We start from the raw sequence: 21,235 nt of genomic DNA on the forward strand, positions 1-21,235 counted from the left end.
CTCATGGCAGGTTTTGGGGCTGCTGCGCAGCCCAACGGGGGACAAGCCCCCTCGCCACAAACAGCATCACCCTCACAAATTCCTCCCACTCGCCCACCACCGTCTAAGCTTCAACCAAGTCCGATCAATCTGCGTAAATGGATCAATCGACTATGGGCGCTTTATGGCAAAACGCTTCGACCAAGGCTGCGGTCTCCACCGATAGCCCGGATGAACAGCCATTGCCACAAAGCCCTCACCGCCGCAGACGACTGTGGTGGCGGCTGTTCTGGCTGGTGCTGTTGATTGCGCTGATCGCTTTGAGCTTTGCGGCCCTGCGGGAAATGCGCACTTCAAGGTTGCAGGCCAAAACGTTCACGGACATCGCCTCGACCCTCACCTACCAAATGCACTCGGGCCCCAGCGATGCGCGGGTTTACCCAGGCGCCGGACCCTTCGACAAGCGCCTGGGCTACAGCGCCCTCGGTGAGTTCCTGCCCCGCCTGATCAAGCGTGACTACCTGATCCAGGCTCAAGCGCGCTTTTCCCCCGACCTGATGGCCTACGCCCAGCGCGGCCTGTTCGTGCCCTACCCGGAAAAAATCCAGGCCGGCCTGACCATCACCGATTGCCGCGCCGCACCGCTGTATCAGTTCACGTATCCACAACAGTTCTACCCAAGCTTTGCGGCGATCCCGCCGGTGGTGGTCAGCAGCCTGCTGTTTATCGAAGACCGCGACCTGCTGGACCCGAAAAACCCCCAACTCAACCCGGCCGTAGATTGGCCGCGTTTTGCCAAGGCCGCCTGGTCCCAGGTGGCGAAGCTCTTGCACCTGCCCGGCCAGACCGCTGGCGGCAGTACCCTGGCAACTCAGCTGGAAAAATACCGCCACTCGCCCGACGGCCTGACCCTGTCCGGCGGCGAGAAAATCCGCCAGATGATTTCTGCCAGCGTGCGCGCGTATCAGGATGGCCCGCAAACCCTTGCCGCTCGCCAGGACATCGTGCGCGACTACCTCAACAGCGTGCCCCTGTCGGCGGTACCCGGCCATGGCGAAGTGCACGGCATGGCCGAAGGCTTGCGCGTGTGGTACGGCGCCGACTTCAACCAGACAAACGCACTGCTCATCAGCACCGCCCCCCAACAACTGCCCCAAAAGGGCCTGGCGTTGCGCGAGGTGCTGTCGCTGATGATCGCCCAGCGCCGCCCTTCTCATTATTTGTCCAAGGGCCACAAGGAACTGGCAGACCTCACCGACAGCCACATCCGCCTGCTCGCACAAAACAACGTGATCGACCCGGCGCTGGCCAGCGCTGCCCTCGCCAGCAAAGTCACCTACCGTGACTGGCAGCAACAACCGACGATCCAGCCGATCGAAACCAACAAGGGCATCAGCGTCGCCCGCACGCGCTTGGCCGCCCTGCTCAACCAGCCGCTGTACGACCTCGACCGACTCGATCTCTCTGCCACGAGCACCTTGCAAGCCGACCTGCAAAGCCAGGCCAGCACTTACCTCAAGCAGCTCGCCGACCCCGCCTTTGCCGCGCAGATCGGTCTGCTAGGGCCCACGCTGCTGACGCCCGCCAGCACCGCTCAGGTTCGCTACAGTTTCAACCTCTACGAGATGACACCCGACGGCGCCCGCGTGCGCGTGCAAACCGACAGCACCGACCAGCCATTCGACATCAATGAAGGCAGCAAGCTGGAACTGGGTTCAACCGCCAAGCTGCGGGTGATGACCACCTACCTGCAAATTGTCAGCGAACTGCATGATAAATACGCTGCGACGCCTGCCGCCGAGCTGCGCAAAGTCCCGGTCGACGACACGGACCGCATCACCCGCTGGGCCCTCGACTACCTGGCCCAGAACAGCGACCGCAATCTGCCAGCCATGCTCGACGCAGCCCTCAATCGCCAATACTCGGCCAACACCGGCGAAGGTTTTTTCACCGGCGGCGGCATGCACCACTTTCACAACTTTCGCAGCCAGGACAACGGTCGCAATCCCACGTTGATCGAAGCCCTGCGCGAGTCGATCAACTTGCCGTTCATTCGCCTGATGCGCGACCTGGTGCGTTACACGACCTACCAAGGCCCGAACAACAGCGCCGAGTTGCTCAAGGACGACAACGACCCGCGCCGCCAGGAATACCTGGCCCAGTTTGCTGACCGCGAGGGCACCACATTCCTGCTCAAGTTCTGGAAAAAGTACCGCAACAAAGATACCCAGGCGCGCCTCGATACCTTCCTCGACGGCATGCACCCCACGGCTATTCGCCTGGCCGCCGTACACCGCTACCTGCTGCCCAACGCCAGTCAGGCGAGTTTCAACAGCTTCGTCCGCTCGCACTTGAGCAGCGTCAAAAGCACTGAAAAGCTCACCGACGAGCGCCTCGAAAAGCTCTACCAGAATTACGGACCCGGCGCCTACGACCTGCCTGACCAAGGCTATATCGCCAAGGTTCACCCGCTGGATCTGTGGCTGATGGGCTACCTGCTGAACAACCCCGACGCCACCTTCACCCAGGCCACCGCCGCCAGTGAACACGAGCGCCAGGAGGTTTACAGCTGGCTGTTCAAGAGCCGCCACAAGAGCGCCCGCGACAGCCGTATCCGCACCATGCTGGAGATCGAAGCGTTCCTCGATATCCACCAGCGCTGGCAAAAAGTCGGCTATCCCTTCGACCACCTGGTGCCGTCGCTCGCCACCGCCATCGGCAGCTCCGGCGATCGCCCGGCAGCGCTGGCAGAGCTGGTGGGGATCATCCTCAATGATGGCGTGCGCCAACCCACCCTGCGCATCGACAGCCTGCGTTTTGCCGCCGACACACCGTACGAAACCCGCTTGGTCAATGACCCCGATCGCGGCAAACGCGTGATGCCTTCCGAGGTCGCGACAGCACTCAAGGGCGCACTGTCCCAAGTGGTGGATGCGGGCACCGCACGGCGCGTGTCCGGCAGTTTCAAACTGGCTGACGGCACGCCGCTGGCCATGGGCGGCAAGACCGGTACAGGCGACAACCGGATCGAAGCCATCGGCGCCGGTGGGCGGATTCTCAGCTCCAAGGCGATCAACCGCACGGCGACCTTCGTGTTCTACATCGGCGAGCATCATTTCGGCACGTTGACCGCCTTCGTGCCGGGCGCTTCGGCCCAGGGTTTCAAGTTCACTTCGGCGTTGCCGGTGCAGGTACTCAAAGGCATGGCGCCGATTCTTACGCCCTATCTGCAACCGGGCAACAACAGTTTATGCAGCGTGCGCTGAAGGGGCTATCCATGCGCTTTTCACGTGCGGATTACTGAAGGATCCGCCGCCGTTTCCACCCACTTTTCAAACTTATCCGCAGCCGTGCCGGTGCATAGACTCAAGCCTTCTTTTTGAGCTCTACAGGTTGCCCCCATGGCCGATCTACCCGACCAGTCCCTGCACCACGCATTCATCCGGAACGCCTTGCCGAACTGGTTGAAAACCACCTCGCCACACCGACTTGCCGCCCTGAGGGCCGTCGCCGGCCAAGGTATTCGCCCTTACCCTCATGCCAGCGCCAGCCAGCATCTGGCACTCAAGCCCGCCATTGCCGAACACTGGCAACAGCACAACGAACTGGAGAAAAGATTCCAGCCGTTGACCGACGTGTACAGCTTCGCCGAGCCACTGCTGAAAAATGCCCTGATGCCTTACGGCGACATCAACGTCAACGCCACTTTCGTGCGCTTGTATGTGAACGCCAACGTCGGTTGGTGGGTGCATGATTTCAAGCAAGGCGTGCAAAGCAAGACCTTGTCGCTGCTGGACGCGGCACTGGCCAACTTCGCCGCCTCGGACACGTTCGTCGACCACGCCTTCCTGTCCGCCGAAGACCCGCTCGGCCAACGCGACGTGCTGACACTGCGCCATGGAACGACCGGCGCGGTACTGACCGCCGAGCAGTTCAAGCAGATCTGCCGCACCCTGGACCTGGGTGCTCGCTACCAGGCCAGCATCCGGCAGGCGTTGGGGTTCGATAACCCTGCGCTGACCCAGGCTCTGCGGCTGCAGGTGGCTGCCAGTCAGAAAGCGGCTCTTTTGACGGCAGCCCACCTGGCCCTGATCAACCGTGATATCGACACCGATGCCCACGGCGCCGTGCTCGACCTGATCGCCGATCGCACCGCGCTGCTGGAGGGCCTACCCCTTGAATGCCATTCCCTGAGCCTGATGAATACGGCATTGACCGGTGTCCTGCTGCTGTTCGTCCCTCAGCGTGACCGGCCTGTCGGACAGGTCGTGGTGTACATCCCCGAAGACCCCGAACACCCCTTGAAGCAATACCCTTCGCCCGACGCCTTCCTCAGCCACCTCACCCAAAAGCTACGAGACAAACAGCGCTACCAGACCTTCTTCAGCCGGTTCATCGCTCACGCCGAGCGCGGTGCGTTTTTTACCGGCCTCGATACCCGCTTGAGCCATGTGCGCTGGCACCAAACTGCACACACCGACCCACGCCCCAGCTGGCGCGACACGCCGATTAGCCAGCCCAACCTGCAATTCAGTGTGCAGGCCATCGGCGACTATCAGGTCAATCGCTCTGCGCTGGCGAGTGACAACGACCTGTGGAATTACCAATACCGCACCCGGCTGAACAAGATCGTCAACGACGCACGCGACATCGCCGTACCCACCGCCACCGCCGACCGCCACGCGCGATGGGCCTGGTGGGACAACCTGGAGAACATGCTCTCGGACATCTTCAATGCCGCCTTGCTGGTGTTCACCCCGTTCGTGCCACTGCTGGGTGAGGCGATGCTCGCCTATAGCCTTTACCAGATCACCGACGAGGTATTCGAAGGCATCGTCGACTGGGCGCAGGGCCGTGGGATCGAGGCTGCCGAGCAGGTGGTCGGGGTGGCTGACAGTGTGATTCAGTTCGCCCTGTTTGGGGCCTCCAGCCAATTGGGCAAACGCCTCAGCCCCTTCATCGAAGGGCTGCGCCGGGTGCAACGCGCCGATGGCAGCACCCGCCTGTGGCACCCGGACCTTGCGCCCTACGCCCTGAAAAACCTCGACTCGCCACCTGCCGCCACGGGCTTGCACAACCATCAAGGTAAGCAGTTGCTCGCACTGGACGGCGCGCATTTCGAGGTACAACAAGACCCCGACACCCGCGACCATCGCATCCTCCACCCGCAACGCCCCGACGCCTATCAACCCCAGGTGCGCTTCAACGGCGACGGCGCCTTTGTGCATGAGACCGAACAGCCCCGCACCTGGGACAGCATCACCCTGATGCGCCGCCTGGGGCCACGCACCGAAGCGTTCAACGATCATGACCTGGAGCGCATCCGTCGGATCAGCGGCACCGACGAAGACGTGTTGCGCGGTGTCTACGTGCAGAACCGACCGACCCCACCGTTGCTCGACGCCACCCTCAACCGCTACGAGGCGCACCGGGCCGCCGTTGAGACCGTACAGACCCTGCGCAGCGGCGCGCCGTTGCCTCTGGACGCAACGTCGGCCTGGTTCGAGCAGACCATCACCGAACTGCCGGGCTGGCCCCAGGACAAGGCACTGCAAGTGTTCGTGCGCTCGGACCTGACAGGCGATTCGCGCAAGTACGCCAACCCTGACGCCCCACCGGCAGACACCTTGCAAATCAGCGTGGCCGACGTAATGTCCGGCCGGTTGCCGGAGCGTGTACTGGGTTTTCTTGATGAGGCATCGATCAACCCGCTAGTGGGACGCGAAACGCCATCGGCGCAACGGCTCCAGGCGCTGCGCGATCAACTGGCGGACTATGTGGCCACCCAGACCCACGACGTCACCGGCTACATTTATCAAATACGCGAGCAAACCACAGACCCGCGCATACGCCAGTTACGCGAGCACATCGCGCCCCTGGACTTGCCGCTGGCGCGAGCGCTGGTCGAGGGCCACGCGTCGGGCCTGGAACGGCGCCAGCACGCCCGTGAATTGAGCTTCGCCCAGAACACCACTCACGCCTACGCCGGCTTTTTCTCACCTTGGCCTGTGACCGAAGGCACCGAACGGCTGGTGCTCAACACCCTCAAGCGCCACAGTGATGGCTTCGGTGACGTGTACCTGCAAATCCGCGAGCAGACGCCGGAAGGTAGCGTGCGGTGTGAAGCTGGGCCGGTCGATGCGAGCCGTCGCCGGGTGCTGGTGAGGAAAAACAGCGGCGATTACGAGTTGTTCGACCAAGCCAGCCAGCGCCTGCACGGCCCAGACAGCCTGTACGAATGCCTGTTGCGGGCACTCTCCGACGATCAGCACAGCGTGCTCGGCTTCCGACCAGGCCAGGGTGCCGGGCTCAAACACTGGCTGATGGAAACTCTGGAGCCGCAGGCCGAACGCCGCCTGGCCCTGGCACAACCGCCGCTGCGCAGTATCGCCGACCGCCAGACCAACGCTTTGCTGGGCGGGCCCGCCTATAGCCGTTTGCGCCGCTCGCATCAGGCCATGGCCAATGTCCATACCCGAGAGGTGCTGGAACACCTGTTCCCGACGCTGGACGAGGCTCGTCGTGAGCGCTTCATCAATGACATCGGCCTCGGCGAGATCAACGACACTCTCAACCGCCTGGTGACCGAGCGACATGCCCTGCAAACAGAACTGGAAAGCTGGAAGCGGGTACCCAGTGCCTACCCCAAAAACAGCCTGATAGCCCGTGAAGAAAGAAGCCACAAGCACATCATCAGTCAGAGGCTCTACCGCTGTTGGGAAGATCGGCTTGCCGAACACGCCGATGACTGGGGCCAGGTACAAAACGGCGCCAGTCTGGACCTCGGCGGGCTGCAGCTGCCCGGCGAATTGCCGCGCCTTCAGAGCGGGTTCGAACACGTGACGCGCCTGGACCTGGCGCACAGCGAACTGCGTGATCACCACGGGCAGTTCTTGCAAGCATTCCCGTCATTGCGCTCCCTGGACATCAGCAACAATCACCTCACCCAACTCCCGGAAGCCGTCAGCACCATGCGTTTCATGCGCCACCTGAATCTGGGGCAAAACCAGATCGGCTTGCTGCCCGGCGATCAGATACGCCTGAAAAACCTGCGGCACCTGCGCAGCCTTAACCTGCACCACAACCCTTTGCAGGCCGTACCGGACTTGTCAAAAATGCCGCACTTGGAGCGGGTGTTCCTGGACCGCACGCCGATCACAATCTGGCCACGTGGGTTGTTTGCCCATCCGCGCAGCGCCGAGTTTGTGCTGGACCTGAGCCACACGCAGATCGACCACCTGCCGGAGTTTGCGCCCGGCAGCGACGAGGCCCTGACCATCGCCCGAACACGTCTGGACCGCAATAACCTGCGCAACGATCAACGCCAGCTGTATGAGCAATACCGAATGGCTGCCGGGCTGGACCCCAACCGCGCGTATGAACCCAAAGGTGAGGCCGCCCCCTGGCTGGAGCTGATCGAGGAACCCCAGCGCCAGGCCCATCAGCAGCTTTGGGATGAGGTCGAGCACGAACATGGCTCCCAGGGCTTGTTCGAGATTATCAAGGCGCTGGAGCCCCCGGAGTTCATTCAAACCGCCGAGGACGATCAAGCCTATGCGGCCAACCAGTTGCAACTGAGCCAGCACGTGTGGCGCCTGCTGCGGGCCGTGCACGCCGACAGCGAGTTACGTGACAAGCTGTTTAAGATGTCGAGCTTCCCTGGGTTGTGTGCCGATGGCAGCGCACAAATTTTCAACGACATGGGCATCGAAGTGCTGGCCAACGAAGCCGAGCGCTACGCGCTGTCGGCCAGCGAACGTGAAGGCAAACTGGTGACCCTGGCAAAGGGCAGCTCACGCTTGCGGCACTTGAATAAGGTAGCCGCGCAAGACATCGCGCACCGCCTGTTGCCGGTGAAGGATGGCGGCCTCGGCTTGCGCCTGCGCGCGCAGTTAGAGGATGGCTTGCCGGGCGAAGTCGACGACGTGGAAATCTACCTGAGTTACCAGACCACCCTGGCTTCGCGCCTGGATTTGCCGTGGCTGGCCGACCACATGTTGTACCGCATCACTGGCGACGTGCATCCGGCCCAGATCGAGCAGGCGTTCACCACGGTGCTCGAACTGGGTGAGGGCGACGGCCTGGTGAACCAGATGCTGCTGGAACCCTATTGGGAGCAATACCTGCACGACCGCCACCCGCAGGCGATGGAGGCTAATGCCCGACACTTCGACGAGCAGTGCGCACGCCTGGATGAACTGCAGGAAGCCCAGGCCAATGGCTTGCCCGACGAGCAGAAGGAAGCATTGAGGCTCACGCTGAAGGGCCTCGCCGATGCCCTGGATGTGCCGCCCGAGCGGGTATTTACCGGGCGGCCGATGGCAGACGAAACCTACAACCTGTTGCTCAATGAACTGGGCTACCGCGAGAAGCAATGGATGCGTGAGTTGACCCGCGAGGCTCTGGAACGACATGGCAAAGAGCGCAACCGCGTCCCGATCGAAGGCTGACATCCACACCCTGAAACGGGTGTGTCATGGCACACCCATCACCAGCACGCCGCTGCCATTTATCGGCCCCTCGACAGGCAGGGACCCCACTCGCTTGACCAACGTAAATGTCACTTCGTCACTCCCTGAACTGTTGGTAATGCGGGTCAGGAACGAGCCGTTGACTCGAACGGCAGCGCCGGCGCGGACAAGGGCCGTACCCACGTTCGGATTGCTCATCGTCAGCAAGTTGGCGTTGAACGAGGAAGGAGCACCTTTGTAAGTGATCGTGATTGGCGTGGTAATTCCCGGGTCCGGGCACCTGTAGGTGAGAGTGCGGTCTGTCCGAACGGTTGTGGTCAGCGGATCGGTACCTATCGCTCTCTGGTGCACGTTGCCGAAGTTGATCTCGATCGGGTTGTTATTGTTGATCGTGCACGATGACGGAGAGATGGTGAAGTTATTGTTGGCGGTGTAAGTGAGCATGAGGCTCGTGGAGCCGCCATTATAGTTGTTGGTTTGGTCGAGACGTAGTACGCCGAGGGTGTCACCTGTTCGAATATCGATAGGGTTCGTCGGGTTGTTGCGTATCAATATATAAGGAATGGCATCGATCGGTATGGCGGCCGTGTTGTTAGGCATGGTCGCAATTCGAATACCATTCGGAACAGGCGTATCTCGGTACGTTCCGTTTATGCGCAGGCCGGTGGTTTGGCTAACGAACTTCGGGCCCGGCGTCCAGGCCGTGCCGATCCTTGCTCCGGTTGCCCAATAATCCTGCCGTCCATCCGGGGTATTGCCGTCGGGTTCAAATCGGCATTCGATCCTCACCCCTGACAAAAGGATACGAGGCTGATTCACCTCGAGTCGGACATTCACCGGGACTTGCAGGTTTAAAGTCCCGCCAACGTTCACCCTTTGCCACGCGCCGCCATTTACACGGCAATCCGCCGCCTTGGCGGTTGTAGTCACGCCAACCAGGAGGAGAAGCACTATGGCTCCATATGCTCGTTTCATGTTGTTCTCTTTCTTCCTATGAATAACGGTTTGGCGCTATGGATAATCCAGCGTAAAAGTCGAGGTCACCCTGTAAGTACCGTGCCCGATGGTCTTGTCCCGCAGGGCATCCGGCTCTCCCCGCACGTAGGCCTTGAGCTCGATGACATTGTTGCCAGGGGTCAGGCTCTGTTCGTCACCGACCTTATTCACGGGTACAGGCTTATCGCTCAGCGTCTCCAGGCCGAGCCCGATACCTGAGGCACCACTTCCGCCATCCAGCGCGAACAAACCGGGCAGCGCACGGTTCTCTGCGCCGCCGAACAGGACGGTGACTGACTCGCTGATGGTGGTATTGCAGTCATCCAGGTGCAGCGTGAAGCGTTTGCCCACCGAGCGTGTGTTGATGTAGAGGTGCTTGCTGGTCAGGTCCCACAGCTCCAGGGTGATGGCTTCATCGCCCGGGCGGATGGTGCAGGCCTGTTCAACCAGGTTGCCCTTGAACCTCAGGTTGTCCGCCGCGTGCGCCGCGGCAGCCAGGCCGAAGGTCAGCAACAGGGCCAGCCCGTTATCAATAACTGCATGTCGCATAGACTCGACTCCTACTGGTATTCAGCCAACAGCGTGGCCACCGCCGTGAACCTGGTGGGGGCCAGGATTGAACCCGGCCGTTTGACGGGTACCACTTCCAACATCGGCGGCGATGCCAGGCTTATGTCCAGTGGCGTGTTGAGTCGAAACGGCAGGTTGTTTTGATACAGCCGAATACCCAGATCAGGCGCAGTGGTCTGCACCGCCGAATTATCAAATGTCGTTTCTGTGCCCTTGATGCTCAACTTCAGCAGCCACGGCAACGTGGAAGCGCCACAGCGGATCGTGTAGCCGACGCCCTTGCGGTATTTCACGCCATCGACGCGCTTGGTGCCGACATCCCCGAAATCGACTTCAATCGTGCTGCCCGAATCAATCGTGCAGGGCGGCGGCTCGTTCAGCGTTCCGTTGAACGTCAGGTTGGCCGACGCACCGCTGCAAAGGCCAATGGAACACAAGGCGAGCAACGCTCGCTGCGGCCAACGTGTCATTGATCGTTCCTCTCTATTTGGGCTCGTCATTGGTACTCGATCACCAGGGTGGCGGCAGTCGCAAAGGCCCCTCCGGTCAGCGTGCTGCCCGCGCGTTTCACCGGCACCGCCTGCACGGCCGGAAAGGTTGGATGGGTAAACCTCAGGGGCGTATTCAGGGGCCAGTCAGCCCCATTGGCGAACAGCTTTATCCCGAGATCCGTCTTGGGCGTGGAGAGCACTTTGCTATCGAACGCCGCCCCCGCACCCTTGAGTTCCAGGGTCATCGCGTTGCTGAAAACAGGCGGGTCACACCTGACGGTATAAGGCACCTCCCGACGATAATTGACGCCATCAATTCGTGACGTGAGCAGGTCGTTGCCAAACGGCACATTCAGCGTGCTCCCACTGTTAATCACGCACGGCGGCGGCGCGATGATGACCGCGCGGATGGTCAGGTTGGTATCGGCCTGCACATCCAGGCTGACAGCCCATAGCAGGCCCGCACCGATAAAAATGGCCCACGGGCCGGTTAACCTGCTCATTGCTCTGCCCTTACTCATAGTTGAGCCTGAAATCCACCACGGCCCGAAATGCCCCGCTGGTCAAGGGTGCGGAGGTGCGCGTGGGCTGGACATTCCAGGTTTGAGTGCTGGCGCCCAAGGGCAAGAACAAAGGTTCGCCCCGTGAGCCCAGCTGTACATCCCGCCCCACGGCATCGGTCAAGCGCAGGCCCATCCCGGTGATGCCTTGCACCTTGACCAGCCGTGGATCATCGGCATCGGCGGGCGCAACAAACGTGACTGACAGCACAGGTTGATGTGCGCTCCATGTGAGATTTCCCGTGCGCGCATTCGCGATACTGCCGGCGGTGCGCTGGCAATCCTTGAATTGCAGTTGAAATGGCTTGGATGTCGCCTGGTCGCCGGGCCGTTGCAACTGGCCGGCCGATACGGCGCCCAAATCAATCGTTTGATGCAGGGAGTTCATTTCCAGGCTGCAAGGCATTTCGTGCATGGACCCGCGAATATTGAGCATCCCGACCATGCCCTCCAGATCCTCGTCATCCGCGGCGTGCGCCTGCCCCATCAAGGCCGGTAACAGGCAGCCCAAGACCTTCACTTTGTGCAACTTCATGATGTTCTCCGGCAGAAGGCACTACTGATTGGGCGCTGATGCTTGCGCATTCACTTTGCAGGTCTCGCCGCTGCAACTGAACGCCAGCAGCGGGCGTCCGCCGTAGTCATTCACGTAGGCCAGGTAAGGTGTCGTGCCCAGCTCCCTGGCCGTCGGGCCAAGGGTCTGCACGCCTTTGGGCGGGACCATCAGGGGCTCGAAGCCCGGTATGGTCTTGCCGTCCTTGCTGCTACGCGCGTCCACCAGGGTCACGTAGTAAGGCGTCGGGTTATTCACCCGATAACGGTCGCCTTCGCGGGTAAGGGTCAGCTTTTCCTGCCACGGGTTGGACAAGTCTTGCTGGGTGGGCGTAATCGCTTGCGGCCGGTAGAACAGTTTGATCCGGGTTTGCAGCGCAATTTGCAGGGTGTTGGCCTTGTCGCTGCGCGGCGGAATTTCCCGCAAGTTGAAGTAGTAGACCGTCTCCCGATCCTGCGGCAGCAACTTGGCCGCGGGTAATGCCTGTACTTTTACCTGGCTTTGTTTTCCTGGCTCCAGCCGTTGAACAGGCGGCAGTACGATCAAGGGCGTGGTGATTTTTTTGCCGGCTTCATCCTCGATCCAACCCTGGGCCAAATACGGCAGCTGGGTATTGTTGTTGGTAATGTTCACGCTGGTGGCGTCTTTGCCGCCATCAAAAATCACTCGGGTCCGGTCCAGGCCAACAGCGGCGTTGGCATTCAGGCTCAAACCCAGTACCAGCAGTGCAAAAGCCTGTTGAGTGAGGCGTATGTTCAGCTTCATGAGGACGTGTTCTCCCTATCGGTTTGCTTGCCGGTCAGCGCTGCTGGCTCGGGCACGGATTGATCAGTGGCTACCAACTGGCAGCGCAGTTGCAGGGCATCGCTCAACCCGTCAATTGGCAAAATGACGGGCAGCGTGAGGGTGCAACGCTCGGAACCACCCCAACTGACGGTCATCTGCTCGCCAGCCTGGATACCGCTGAGGTAGACGTCCCCGCCATCGTTCACGACCCCGGTGTCCTGCAGCTTCAGGTTTTTTACCGTCGCGCCGAAGGGCGGTGAGCTGCCATCCGGCAGGCGAAGCACAGCCATGGCTTTCTTGCCGGAAATCACTTCCAGGGTTCGATAACCGATAGCCCCTTCGGTGAGAGTCAGTTGCGTGACGGATTGGGTGGCTTCGACATCGCTCGGCAAGCTCTCCAGGTCAACACTGGCCGCCGTCCGCTGGTAGCTGCTGATGTCGGAGATCACCGCCTTGCCGAAGGCGTTGCTGCGGGTAGGAGTGCCGTAACCGCGCACAGGCACATCGGGCACACCGCCGGTGTCGATCATCAGACGGGTGCCGCCCGTACTATTGGTGCGATGCAGGGCCCCACCGTACGGCGTAAGCGTGCCACCGCCGCGAACGGACGCCCCCAGGGTTCGGTTATTACCTTGCTGCTGACTGGCGCTGAGATCGATGTCTGCCAGATCACCGATGTGGCTCAGATAACCACTGGCGGAGTTGTCGCTGGCACTCAGTTGGTAGCTGTTACGCGCATCGATGCGATCGGCGTAGCGCGTTGCAAAACTGTTCTCGCCGGCGGCTCGATTCGCATCCATCGACAATGTGCCGGTCGGCCCCAACGGCAGGCTGACCGTCAGCGACATGCCGTTATCCTTATATTGGTAATCTTGGGTGCGATATAAATTCACCGACAGGTTCATGTTTCTAACGGTGCCGATATTGAAGTAACGCGATGCAGACACGTTCCAGCGCTGAGTGTCCGGTCGATTCCAGTAGGTTTGTTTGTTGTAACTGGCATAGACAGTGGCGCCCAGATCACGAAACTGTTTATTAACCGTTACCGTAAAAAGTGCCTTGTTGCCGCCAATCGGTTGCCAGTGTTCAATGAACTCACCGTTCTGGTCGTACACGCCGCGTCCGCCGAGTTCACCATTCAAACCGTAATGCAGGGCATCCAGGTATTGGCTCATGCTCAAGAAGTTCTTTTCGGAAAAACGATAACCGGCGAACGTCACCTGGCTGTCGTACTCTTCAAAGTTCTTGGAGTATTGAAGGCGGTAGGATTTGCCCGTGAGTGTCTCGTTCCACAGGTGTGCGCGGGACTCTGTCACATCCAGAGAAAGCGCCCCGAACGCCAGCAGATCACGCCCCACCCCGACCGACCATGCACGGTAGTTGTTATCCAAAATACCGCCGCCCAACAGCGACCAACCGTTGCTGATACCCCAGGAGAACTCGCCGGTGCCGAAAAACGCACCGTCTTCGTGATACTGAAGATTCGACGGTTGCCCAGCCGACAGCTTGTAGCGAACCTGCCCGGGGCGCGTCAGGTAGGGAACGCCTGCCGTATCAAGCTGGAATTTTTGTACCGAACCGTCCTGCTCTTCCACCCGCACATCCAGCGTGCCGGACACTGCGTCATTAAGATCCTGGATGCGAAACGGTCCTGCTGCGACCAGCGTTTCATACAGCACACGCCCTTGCTGGCTGATGACGACCTTTGCATTGGTTTTGGCAACCCCGACCACTTCCGGTGCGTAACCCCGCAAGTTGGGTGGCAGCTGGCTTTCATCCGACTTCAGCGCGGCACCGGTAAAGCGAAAGCTGTCAAACAGGTCCGAATAGAGGTAGTCCTCGCCCACCACCAAGCGCGCTTTAAGCGCAGGAAGCGCACGGTAAGCGTAGTAACGACTCCACTCCAGTTTTTGCCGGTTTGCCGCCGACTCGCGGTCTTTCTCGACACGGCCCTGCCAATCAGCCCGCAGCCGCCAGGCCCCGGCATTCGCTCCGACGGTTCCGTTACCACTGACGTCATTGCGCATACCGTCATGCCGTCGGTAGCTCGATTGCGCTGTCATGTTGTAATCAATCAGCAGCCCCGGCACCCCCTCGTCCCAACGCGAAGGCGGGTCCCAGTTGATGGCGCTGTACTCCAGATAAGCCTGGGGAAGACTGATGTTCACCGTGGCAGAGGCCAGGTCCGCACTGACCTCCATGCCAGGCAAGCCTTCGATATCCAGGCACTGCCCGTCTTTCCACCACCTGAGTTTGGCTGTTTCGGACGCTTTCAGGCCCAACTGTTCCACCAACTCCCGCGATAAACAGGCCTGACTTCCCTTGGGGTCATTATCCGGAGGGTAGAACGCCACTGATTGCTCAGAGATGGGCTGTGTATTTATCTGCACGAGCATCGAGTAGTTGCCGGGCAGAATAAAGCCACTGCGTGCAAACTGGGACAAGTCAATATTAGTGCGATCATTTAGATCAAGAACGTCGGTATTAAACTCAATATCCCCGGCACCCAGTGCAGTTCCCGCCAGTGATATCAACCCGCCAAAGAGGCTGGGGCGCAGCGTATTCATGACTTTCGACGTATTCAACATACACGCAACTCAATCTTCAAAAGTATTCCAACTTGAACCGCACTGCGGCACGGTGAGCTCCAGCCAAGAGCGGCACGCCGTTACCGACCAGGCGAAGCGTATAGTTAAGGATCATGTCACCCTCAACTACCGGGTACAGCGCTACTGGCGCACCCGGTGAACACGCCCGGCCATCAATATCCTGAATATCGAAGGCAACTCCCTGAGAACCACCAAAGGCTGCAAAGGAGCGTCCTGCTCTATCGGGAGAGCCGTCAAACGTCACTCGCAGGTGCTGCCAATCAGGCAGGCTTTCACCCGGGCGTGACGGGTCGGGGCGACTCAGCGAGCAATTGACCAGCCGCAACTGGAAGGGCCGTATTTGTCCCGCCCCGTCCCGCAAGAGCCGGCCTATGGGTTCGGGGTCCATCTCAATGGTTTGATCGGCACTGGCTGCTTCCAGCCCGCAGGCTGAGTCAACAACTTCTCCTCCCAGCGTGACGGCTCCATCGCCTTGCGCTGAGGACTGCGCGAAAACCCAAGGGCTGATGAACATCGTCAATGAAGAGGTAATAGCGAGACTTATGAATGTTTTCACCTGGACCTCCCGCCAGCTTCCCCCCGCCACCTTGAGAGTGGCGGGGGAAAAACTTACTGATAAGCCAAAGTGAAATTGGTGACTGCGCTGAAATCACCAGGAACGATGTCGCCTGTCGCCTGGCCTTGAACAAAGGCGCCGAACTCCAGCGTGTTATTACCGGAGGCAATAGCCTGCGGGGTGGTTGGAGTACCCAACACAATAGGTCGACCGCCATGGGTCATCATGATGCCCACGCCGCCCGCGCCGCCCACCGTGCCGATCCCACCCGGAACAACGGTCGACGGCGCGCCGGTGAAGGTAGTGGTCACCGTGTTATCGGTGAGGCCGGACAGATCGCAGCCTTCAAGTTCAATCAGCACACGTCGGGCTTCAGACTTGCCACCCGATTGCAGTTGATGCTTGGCGATCGCGCCAAGGCGAACGGTCTGATCTACGGAGTCAGGCTTGATAGAGCAAGCACCCGAATGTACCGACCCCAAAAACGTGACCGTTCCGTCCGCTGCTTGGGCAACAGACATCGAACCTGCCAACAGGCCGACAGTTAACAGTGCAGTTTTCATTTTAGATTTCATTTGCAGACGCTCACGTATAGTCAATATCACAACGGAGTCCTGTCGCAGCTGTGCGCAGGACTTATTAAGTGCCCGAACGATTCCCTGATCACGTTGGAATGTTTGATTTTTTCCAACTACTTGCATTGCAATTCAGGAACTCGTTCAACGCCGGGCAATTATCCGTTGCGGATTTGAATAAGAAAGCCATCCGATTCGCTGAATTGAGTAGCCTGGTTACACCAAGACACATAGGAAGATTATGGCACTTTGCCAAAACTTTAAATGTGTCCGTAAGAATCGGACTACATGCTGAGAATGGAAATAGTTTAAGAAGGGATAAGTCCGTAAGAATAGGATTACGAACTCTAAAAAACAATAGTAACTACTGGGCCAAACCCACTAACTAATTTAAAAATGAGTCCACTGGATTGGCTTGCGCACGCAGGCGAACAAAACACTCGCGGCTTGGAGGCCGCTGCGCAGCGTCGACCGCTCGTCTGCCGGGCTTGCCCTCAACATAAGATATATCTTACGTTGTATCTAAACCAGACGAGAGCATCCCAATGAGAGACCATCATCCCCACCGAGACCACGGTGACGACCGCGACGGCTTCGAAAAACGCCCTGGCCGCGACCGCGGTGGCCGAGGCCCACGGGTCTTCGCCCCCGGCGACCTGAAACTGCTGCTGCCGGCGCTGATCGCCGAACAGCCGTGCCACGGCTATGACCTGATCCGCCGGATCGAAGCCCTGTTCGACGGCGCCTACACCCCAAGCCCCGGCGTGATCTACCCCACGCTGACCTTTCTCGAAGAAAGCGAATTGATTGCCGGCGATGCCGAAGACGGAAAAAAACGCTACACAATCACCGACGCCGGTCGTCTCTTCTTAAGCGAACAAGCAGTTGCCCTCGAAGGCATTCGCCTGCGCATGGATGTGAGCAAACGTTCACTGCGCGGCCAGGACCGTCCGCCAGAAATCCACGAGGCGGTACATAACCTGCGCCATGCCTTGCATTCGCACCACGGGCGCTGGAGCCCGGAAGAAATCGTTCGTGTTGCGGCGCTGCTCAACAGCACCGCCCAAGCCATTGCCGACGGGAAAGCTCAATGAATACCCAAGCCATTCACCGCGTGACCCACGAAATCAAACGCCGCCGCCTCGAAGTTCTGCGCGTGGTCGACATCACCCCGCGCATGCGCCGCATCACCCTGGGCGGGCCGGAACTGGCGGGCTTTATCAGCCTGGGCAGTGACGACCACATCAAGCTGCTGTTCCCGCAGAACGCCGCCGAACAAGCGGCACTGGACAGCCCCGACTTCAACCTGCGCGGCGATGGCCCGCAACCCGCCATGCGCGACTACACCCCACGCCGGTACGACCTGGCCATTGGCGAGCTGGACATCGACTTCGTGCTGCACGGCGATGGCCCTGCCTCCACCTGGGCCGAGCAGGCCAAGGTCGGCCAGCACCTGCACATCGGCGGGCCGCGTGGCTCGATGATCGTGCCGGATATCTTCGACAGCTACCTGTTGATCGGCGATGAAACCGCGATCCCGGCTATCGCCCGGCGCCTGGACGAATTGCCGGCGGGGCGCAAGGTATTGGCGGTGATCGAGATCGCCAATGCGGCAGAGCGACAACCGCTGCACAGCGCTGCCGAGGTAGAAGTGATCTGGGTGGTGCGCGGCCAGGATGACCTGCTCAAGACGGTGCAGAACCTGACGCTGCCGGGCGGTTCGCTGTACAGCTTCGTCGCTACCGAGAGCAAACTGTCGCGCCAGGTGCGGCGGGTGCTGCTGGACACGCACAACGTCAATGAGGCGGTCCTCAAGGCCGTCGGTTACTGGCAACAGTGATCCGTGTAGGAGCGAGCTTGCTTGCGAAGAACCTGAGAGCGCCGCGTTAAACCAGACACGCTGCGTTATCGTTAACGTCCTTCGCGAGCAAGCTTGCTCCTACTGATTCTATCCAGCCCCACCACCACCAAAGCAACCAGCATAAACCCCGCCAGAATCCCCCCGGCATTGATGAACACCTGTGGATAACCCAGGGTGTCCACGTCGATGAACGGGTACTGATACAACCCCCACACATACCCGCGCAACAACACATAAGCGAAGTACACCAACGGGTAAATCACCCACAGCCCGATGTGCTTGAGCCGCAGGCTGCCTTTGGGTACGCACCACCACCAATACGCGACAAACACCAACGGCATCACGTCGTGCAGCAGTTCGTCCGCCACAAACTGCACCCCCGCAGGTTGCCACATGTGCCGCAGCAACAGGCTATAGGCGAGGCTGACCACGACAATGCTCACGGCGATCCCGCTGCTGACCACGGGCCTGAGGAAAAATCGACTCGCGCAAGATGGCCGTTGCACCCACGCATGGGTCAACACCACCGCCACCAGGGTGTTGGTGAGCACGGTGAAGAAGCTGAAGAAATTCACCAGGCCCGGCAACAGGCTCGCGCCATCGACCCAGCGGTAGTAGAAAATGATGTACTGCTGCAGCGCCAGGCCAGCCCAGCCGCCGAGGGCTGCCAGGCCGATAAGGTGACGTTTCACCTCAGTCCTCGACCGGTCGCTTGGTGCGCATCAACTTCACGTACAAGCCCTCGACCTTCTCCCGCGCCCACGGCGTCTTGCGCAGGAACGACAGGCTCGACTTGATGCTCGGGTCACTGGAAAAACAGCGGATGTTGATGCGCTCGGCCAGGCCTTCCCATTGGTAATGCGCCACCAGCGCGGTGAGGACCTGTTCCAGGGTGACGCCGTGCAGTGGGTCTTTGTTTGTCGCGGTCATGCCGGGCCTTTTGCGAAAAGAAGAAAACGAAGCCGCGCACCTTAGCGGACGGGCCGTGCGTGTGGAAGCGCTGCCTTCACTATAGGCCACTGTTCGATCGTTCCCACGCTCTGCGTGGGAGTGATCGAGCGGGGTTTGGGAAAGTTCCCCTTGGCAGAGAAAAAAGTGATGTTATATTGTAACGATAACTATCAAAGGGTATCGAATCCCTTACCGTTTTCAGCCTTCTCTTTTTTTGCCGTTTGCCAAGGAACGACCGATGTCCCTCTCTTCTCTCTGGCGCCTCTCCCCGCTGGCCGCCGCCCTGTTGATCACCTCCCAGGCCAACGCCCTGGAGCTGCAACCCCAAGTCATCACCGGCAACCCGTTGGGCAGCGAAACCCTCGCCTCGCCCACCACCGTGCTCGAAGGCGATGACCTGACCCTGCAACAAAAAGGCAGCCTGGGTGAAACCCTGAACAAGCAGCCCGGCGTGTCGTCGTCGTACTTCGGCCCGGGGGCCAGCCGGCCGATCATTCGTGGCCAGGATGGTGACCGTATTCGCGTCCTGCGCAATGGTGTGGGCGCACTGGATGCCTCGTCGCTGTCCTATGACCACGCGGTGCCGCTGGACCCGGTCAACATCGACCGCGTCGAAATCGTGCGCGGCCCGGCCGCCCTGCTTTACGGCGGCAGCGCCATCGGCGGCGTGGTGAACACCTTCGACAACCGCATCCCCACCGAAGCCATCGAAGGCATTCACGGGGCCGGTGAATTGCGCTACGGCGGCGCCGACACCACCCGCAGCAGCGCCGGCAAACTGGAAGCCGGCAACGGCACTTTCGCCTTGCACCTGGACGCCAGCGCGCGGGAATTCAACGACCTGAAAATCCCCGGCTTTGCCCGCAGCCGTCATGCACCGCAAAGCGAAGACGGTGAAGGCAAGAACGGTCGCCTCGGCAACAGCGACGGGCGCCAGGACGGTGGTGCAGTCGGCGGTTCCTACACGTGGGACGACGGCTACGCCGGGCTGTCCTACAGCAACTACGACAGCAACTACGGCTCCCCGGCCGAGCAGGACGTGCGCATCCGCATGAAGCAGGATCACTACGCCTTTGCGTCCGAGATCCGCAACCTGCAAGGCCCGTTCACCTCGGTGAAACTCGACGCCGGTTATACCGACTACAAGCACATGGAAATCGAAGGCGGCGAGACCGGCACCACCTTCAAGAACAAGGGCTATGAAGCGCGTGTTGAAGCGCGACACCTGCCGATCGGGCCATTCAACGGCGTGGTGGGCGCACAGGTCAGCCGCAACGAATTCTCGGCGCTGGGTGAAGAAGCCTTCGTTCCGCAAACCGACACCAATGCCGGCGCGCTGTTTATCCTCGAAGAAATGCAGGCCACCGAACGCCTCAAGCTGAGCCTCGGCGGGCGTCTGGAACACACCAACGTCGACCCGGACGGCAAAGGCAACGCGCGCTTTGCCAATGCCAACAAGTCTGCCGACTTCACCGCCGGCAGCCTGTCGTCCGGCGCGGTGTACACCCTCACCCCGATCTGGTCGCTGGCCGCCACCTTGGGCTACACCGAACGCGCACCGACGTTCTACGAGCTGTATGCCAACGGCGCCCACGTTGCCACCGGCACCTATGAACTGGGCGACGCCAACCTGTCGAAAGAAAAAGCGGTGTCCAGCGACCTGGCGCTGCGCTTTGACAACGGCACTCACAAGGGCAGCTTCGGCGTGTTCTACAGCCACTTCTCCAACTACATCGGCCTGCTGGGCAGCGGTCGCACCTTGAATGACGAAGGCGAGGAAGATGCCGGCGGCATTCCTGAGTACAAATACTCAGGCGTACGCGCGCGTTTCGCGGGCTTTGAAGCCCAGGATCACATCAAGCTGGGGGAAGGTGCCTACGGCAAGTTCGCGTTGGAACTGTCCGGCGACTACACCCGCGCGACCAACCTGGACACGGGTGAAGCCTTGCCACGGATTGCGCCGTTGCGTTTGAACAGCGGTTTGTTGTGGGAACTGGACCGCTGGCAGGCGCGGATCGATGTCGAGCACGCGGCGGGCCAGGGGCGTGTGCCGGATAACGAAAGCGGGACCGACGGCTACACCACCTTGGGCGCCAGTGCCGGCTACCGCTTCAATGTCGGCGGTAGCCAGTGGCTGGCGTTCGTCAACGGTGAGAACCTGACGAACCAGACCGTGCGCTATGCCAGCTCGATTCTGCGGGACATCGCCCCGGCGCCGGGGCGAAGTGTGCAGGTGGGCTTGCGCACCACTTTCTAACTGACTGCACTCGGTTAAAC

Annotated in this window: 16 protein-coding genes; 5 read left to right on the forward strand and 11 right to left on the reverse strand. The window is 60.5% G+C overall.

Translation table 11 applies throughout. The features are described 5' to 3' along the window. Positions 1 to 152: 152 nt before the first annotated feature. Entirely contained in the window at positions 153 to 3,245 is a 3,093-nt protein-coding gene (locus SNL23_RS13015) for a transglycosylase domain-containing protein (RefSeq protein ID WP_318302421.1), read from the forward strand. Between the two features lie 135 nt (positions 3,246 to 3,380). After that, on the forward strand, positions 3,381 to 8,429 hold the full coding sequence (locus tag SNL23_RS13020; protein WP_318302422.1) for an NEL-type E3 ubiquitin ligase domain-containing protein: 5,049 nt from the start codon (positions 3,381 to 3,383) through the stop codon (positions 8,427 to 8,429). 24 nt (positions 8,430 to 8,453) lie between these two features. Here the strand turns inward: SNL23_RS13020 and SNL23_RS13025 are convergent, their stop codons facing one another. Genes SNL23_RS13025 through SNL23_RS13065 form a run of 9 tightly spaced genes read right to left on the reverse strand, consistent with a single transcriptional unit; the run spans position 8,454 to position 16,134 of the window. After that, positions 8,454 to 9,425, reverse strand: coding sequence for a fimbrial protein (locus tag SNL23_RS13025; RefSeq protein ID WP_076015634.1), 972 nt, complete (start codon positions 9,423 to 9,425; stop codon positions 8,454 to 8,456). Between the two features lie 36 nt (positions 9,426 to 9,461). Continuing rightward, positions 9,462 to 9,995 carry a fimbrial protein gene (locus SNL23_RS13030; protein ID WP_076015635.1) on the reverse strand — a complete coding sequence of 178 codons (534 nt, stop codon included), beginning with the start codon at positions 9,993 to 9,995 and terminating at the stop codon, positions 9,462 to 9,464. 11 nt (positions 9,996 to 10,006) lie between these two features. Continuing rightward, positions 10,007 to 10,486: a fimbrial protein gene (locus SNL23_RS13035; protein ID WP_318302423.1), complete on the reverse strand. Its 480-nt coding sequence runs from the start codon at positions 10,484 to 10,486 to the stop codon at positions 10,007 to 10,009. A gap of 26 nt (positions 10,487 to 10,512) precedes the next feature. After that, complete coding sequence (locus SNL23_RS13040) at positions 10,513 to 11,010, reverse strand: fimbrial protein (protein WP_076015637.1); 498 nt, start codon at positions 11,008 to 11,010, stop codon at positions 10,513 to 10,515. Positions 11,011 to 11,020: 10 nt separating this feature from the next. Continuing rightward, entirely contained in the window at positions 11,021 to 11,602 is a 582-nt protein-coding gene (locus SNL23_RS13045; RefSeq protein ID WP_076015638.1) for a fimbrial protein, read from the reverse strand. Between the two features lie 21 nt (positions 11,603 to 11,623). Continuing rightward, positions 11,624 to 12,385, reverse strand: a complete 762-nt coding sequence (locus tag SNL23_RS13050) for a fimbria/pilus periplasmic chaperone (RefSeq protein WP_076015639.1) — start codon at positions 12,383 to 12,385, stop codon at positions 11,624 to 11,626. Next, positions 12,382 to 14,994: an outer membrane usher protein gene (locus SNL23_RS13055; protein WP_167662835.1), complete on the reverse strand. Its 2,613-nt coding sequence runs from the start codon at positions 14,992 to 14,994 to the stop codon at positions 12,382 to 12,384. Before SNL23_RS13055 ends, SNL23_RS13050 begins: the two co-directional genes overlap by 4 nt. Before the next feature lie 16 nt (positions 14,995 to 15,010). Continuing rightward, the gene (locus SNL23_RS13060) at positions 15,011 to 15,571 is read right to left on the reverse strand and encodes a fimbrial protein (RefSeq protein ID WP_318302424.1); all 561 of its coding nucleotides are present in this window, start codon (positions 15,569 to 15,571) and stop codon (positions 15,011 to 15,013) included. 53 nt (positions 15,572 to 15,624) lie between these two features. Beyond that, on the reverse strand, positions 15,625 to 16,134 hold the full coding sequence (locus SNL23_RS13065; protein ID WP_076015641.1) for a fimbrial protein: 510 nt from the start codon (positions 16,132 to 16,134) through the stop codon (positions 15,625 to 15,627). A gap of 557 nt (positions 16,135 to 16,691) precedes the next feature. On the opposite strand from SNL23_RS13065, the gene SNL23_RS13070 reads away from it, so the two are divergent. Both SNL23_RS13070 and SNL23_RS13075 read left to right on the forward strand, forming a co-directional pair. Then, entirely contained in the window at positions 16,692 to 17,240 is a 549-nt protein-coding gene (locus SNL23_RS13070) for a PadR family transcriptional regulator (RefSeq protein WP_076015642.1), read from the forward strand. After that, positions 17,237 to 17,986, forward strand: coding sequence for a siderophore-interacting protein (locus SNL23_RS13075; protein ID WP_318302425.1), 750 nt, complete (start codon positions 17,237 to 17,239; stop codon positions 17,984 to 17,986). The genes SNL23_RS13070 and SNL23_RS13075 overlap by 4 nt, the downstream gene beginning before the upstream one ends. A 71-nt stretch (positions 17,987 to 18,057) precedes the next feature. Here SNL23_RS13075 and SNL23_RS13080 read toward each other — a convergent pair whose 3' ends face one another. Together SNL23_RS13080 and SNL23_RS13085 are read right to left on the reverse strand one after the other, a co-directional pair. Continuing rightward, a complete protein-coding gene (locus tag SNL23_RS13080; protein ID WP_318302426.1) occupies positions 18,058 to 18,699 on the reverse strand; it encodes a Pr6Pr family membrane protein in 642 nt (213 codons plus the stop codon). Position 18,700: 1 nt separating this feature from the next. Continuing rightward, positions 18,701 to 18,937 carry a VF530 family DNA-binding protein gene (locus tag SNL23_RS13085; protein WP_003216406.1) on the reverse strand — a complete coding sequence of 79 codons (237 nt, stop codon included), beginning with the start codon at positions 18,935 to 18,937 and terminating at the stop codon, positions 18,701 to 18,703. Positions 18,938 to 19,196: 259 nt separating this feature from the next. Here SNL23_RS13085 and SNL23_RS13090 point away from each other — a divergent pair, with 259 nt between their 5' ends. Next, entirely contained in the window at positions 19,197 to 21,215 is a 2,019-nt protein-coding gene (locus tag SNL23_RS13090) for a TonB-dependent receptor (RefSeq protein ID WP_167662837.1), read from the forward strand. Positions 21,216 to 21,235: the final 20 nt, after the last annotated feature.

The organism is Pseudomonas sp. SED1 (assembly GCF_034044025.1).
Lineage (GTDB): Bacteria > Pseudomonadota > Gammaproteobacteria > Pseudomonadales > Pseudomonadaceae > Aquipseudomonas.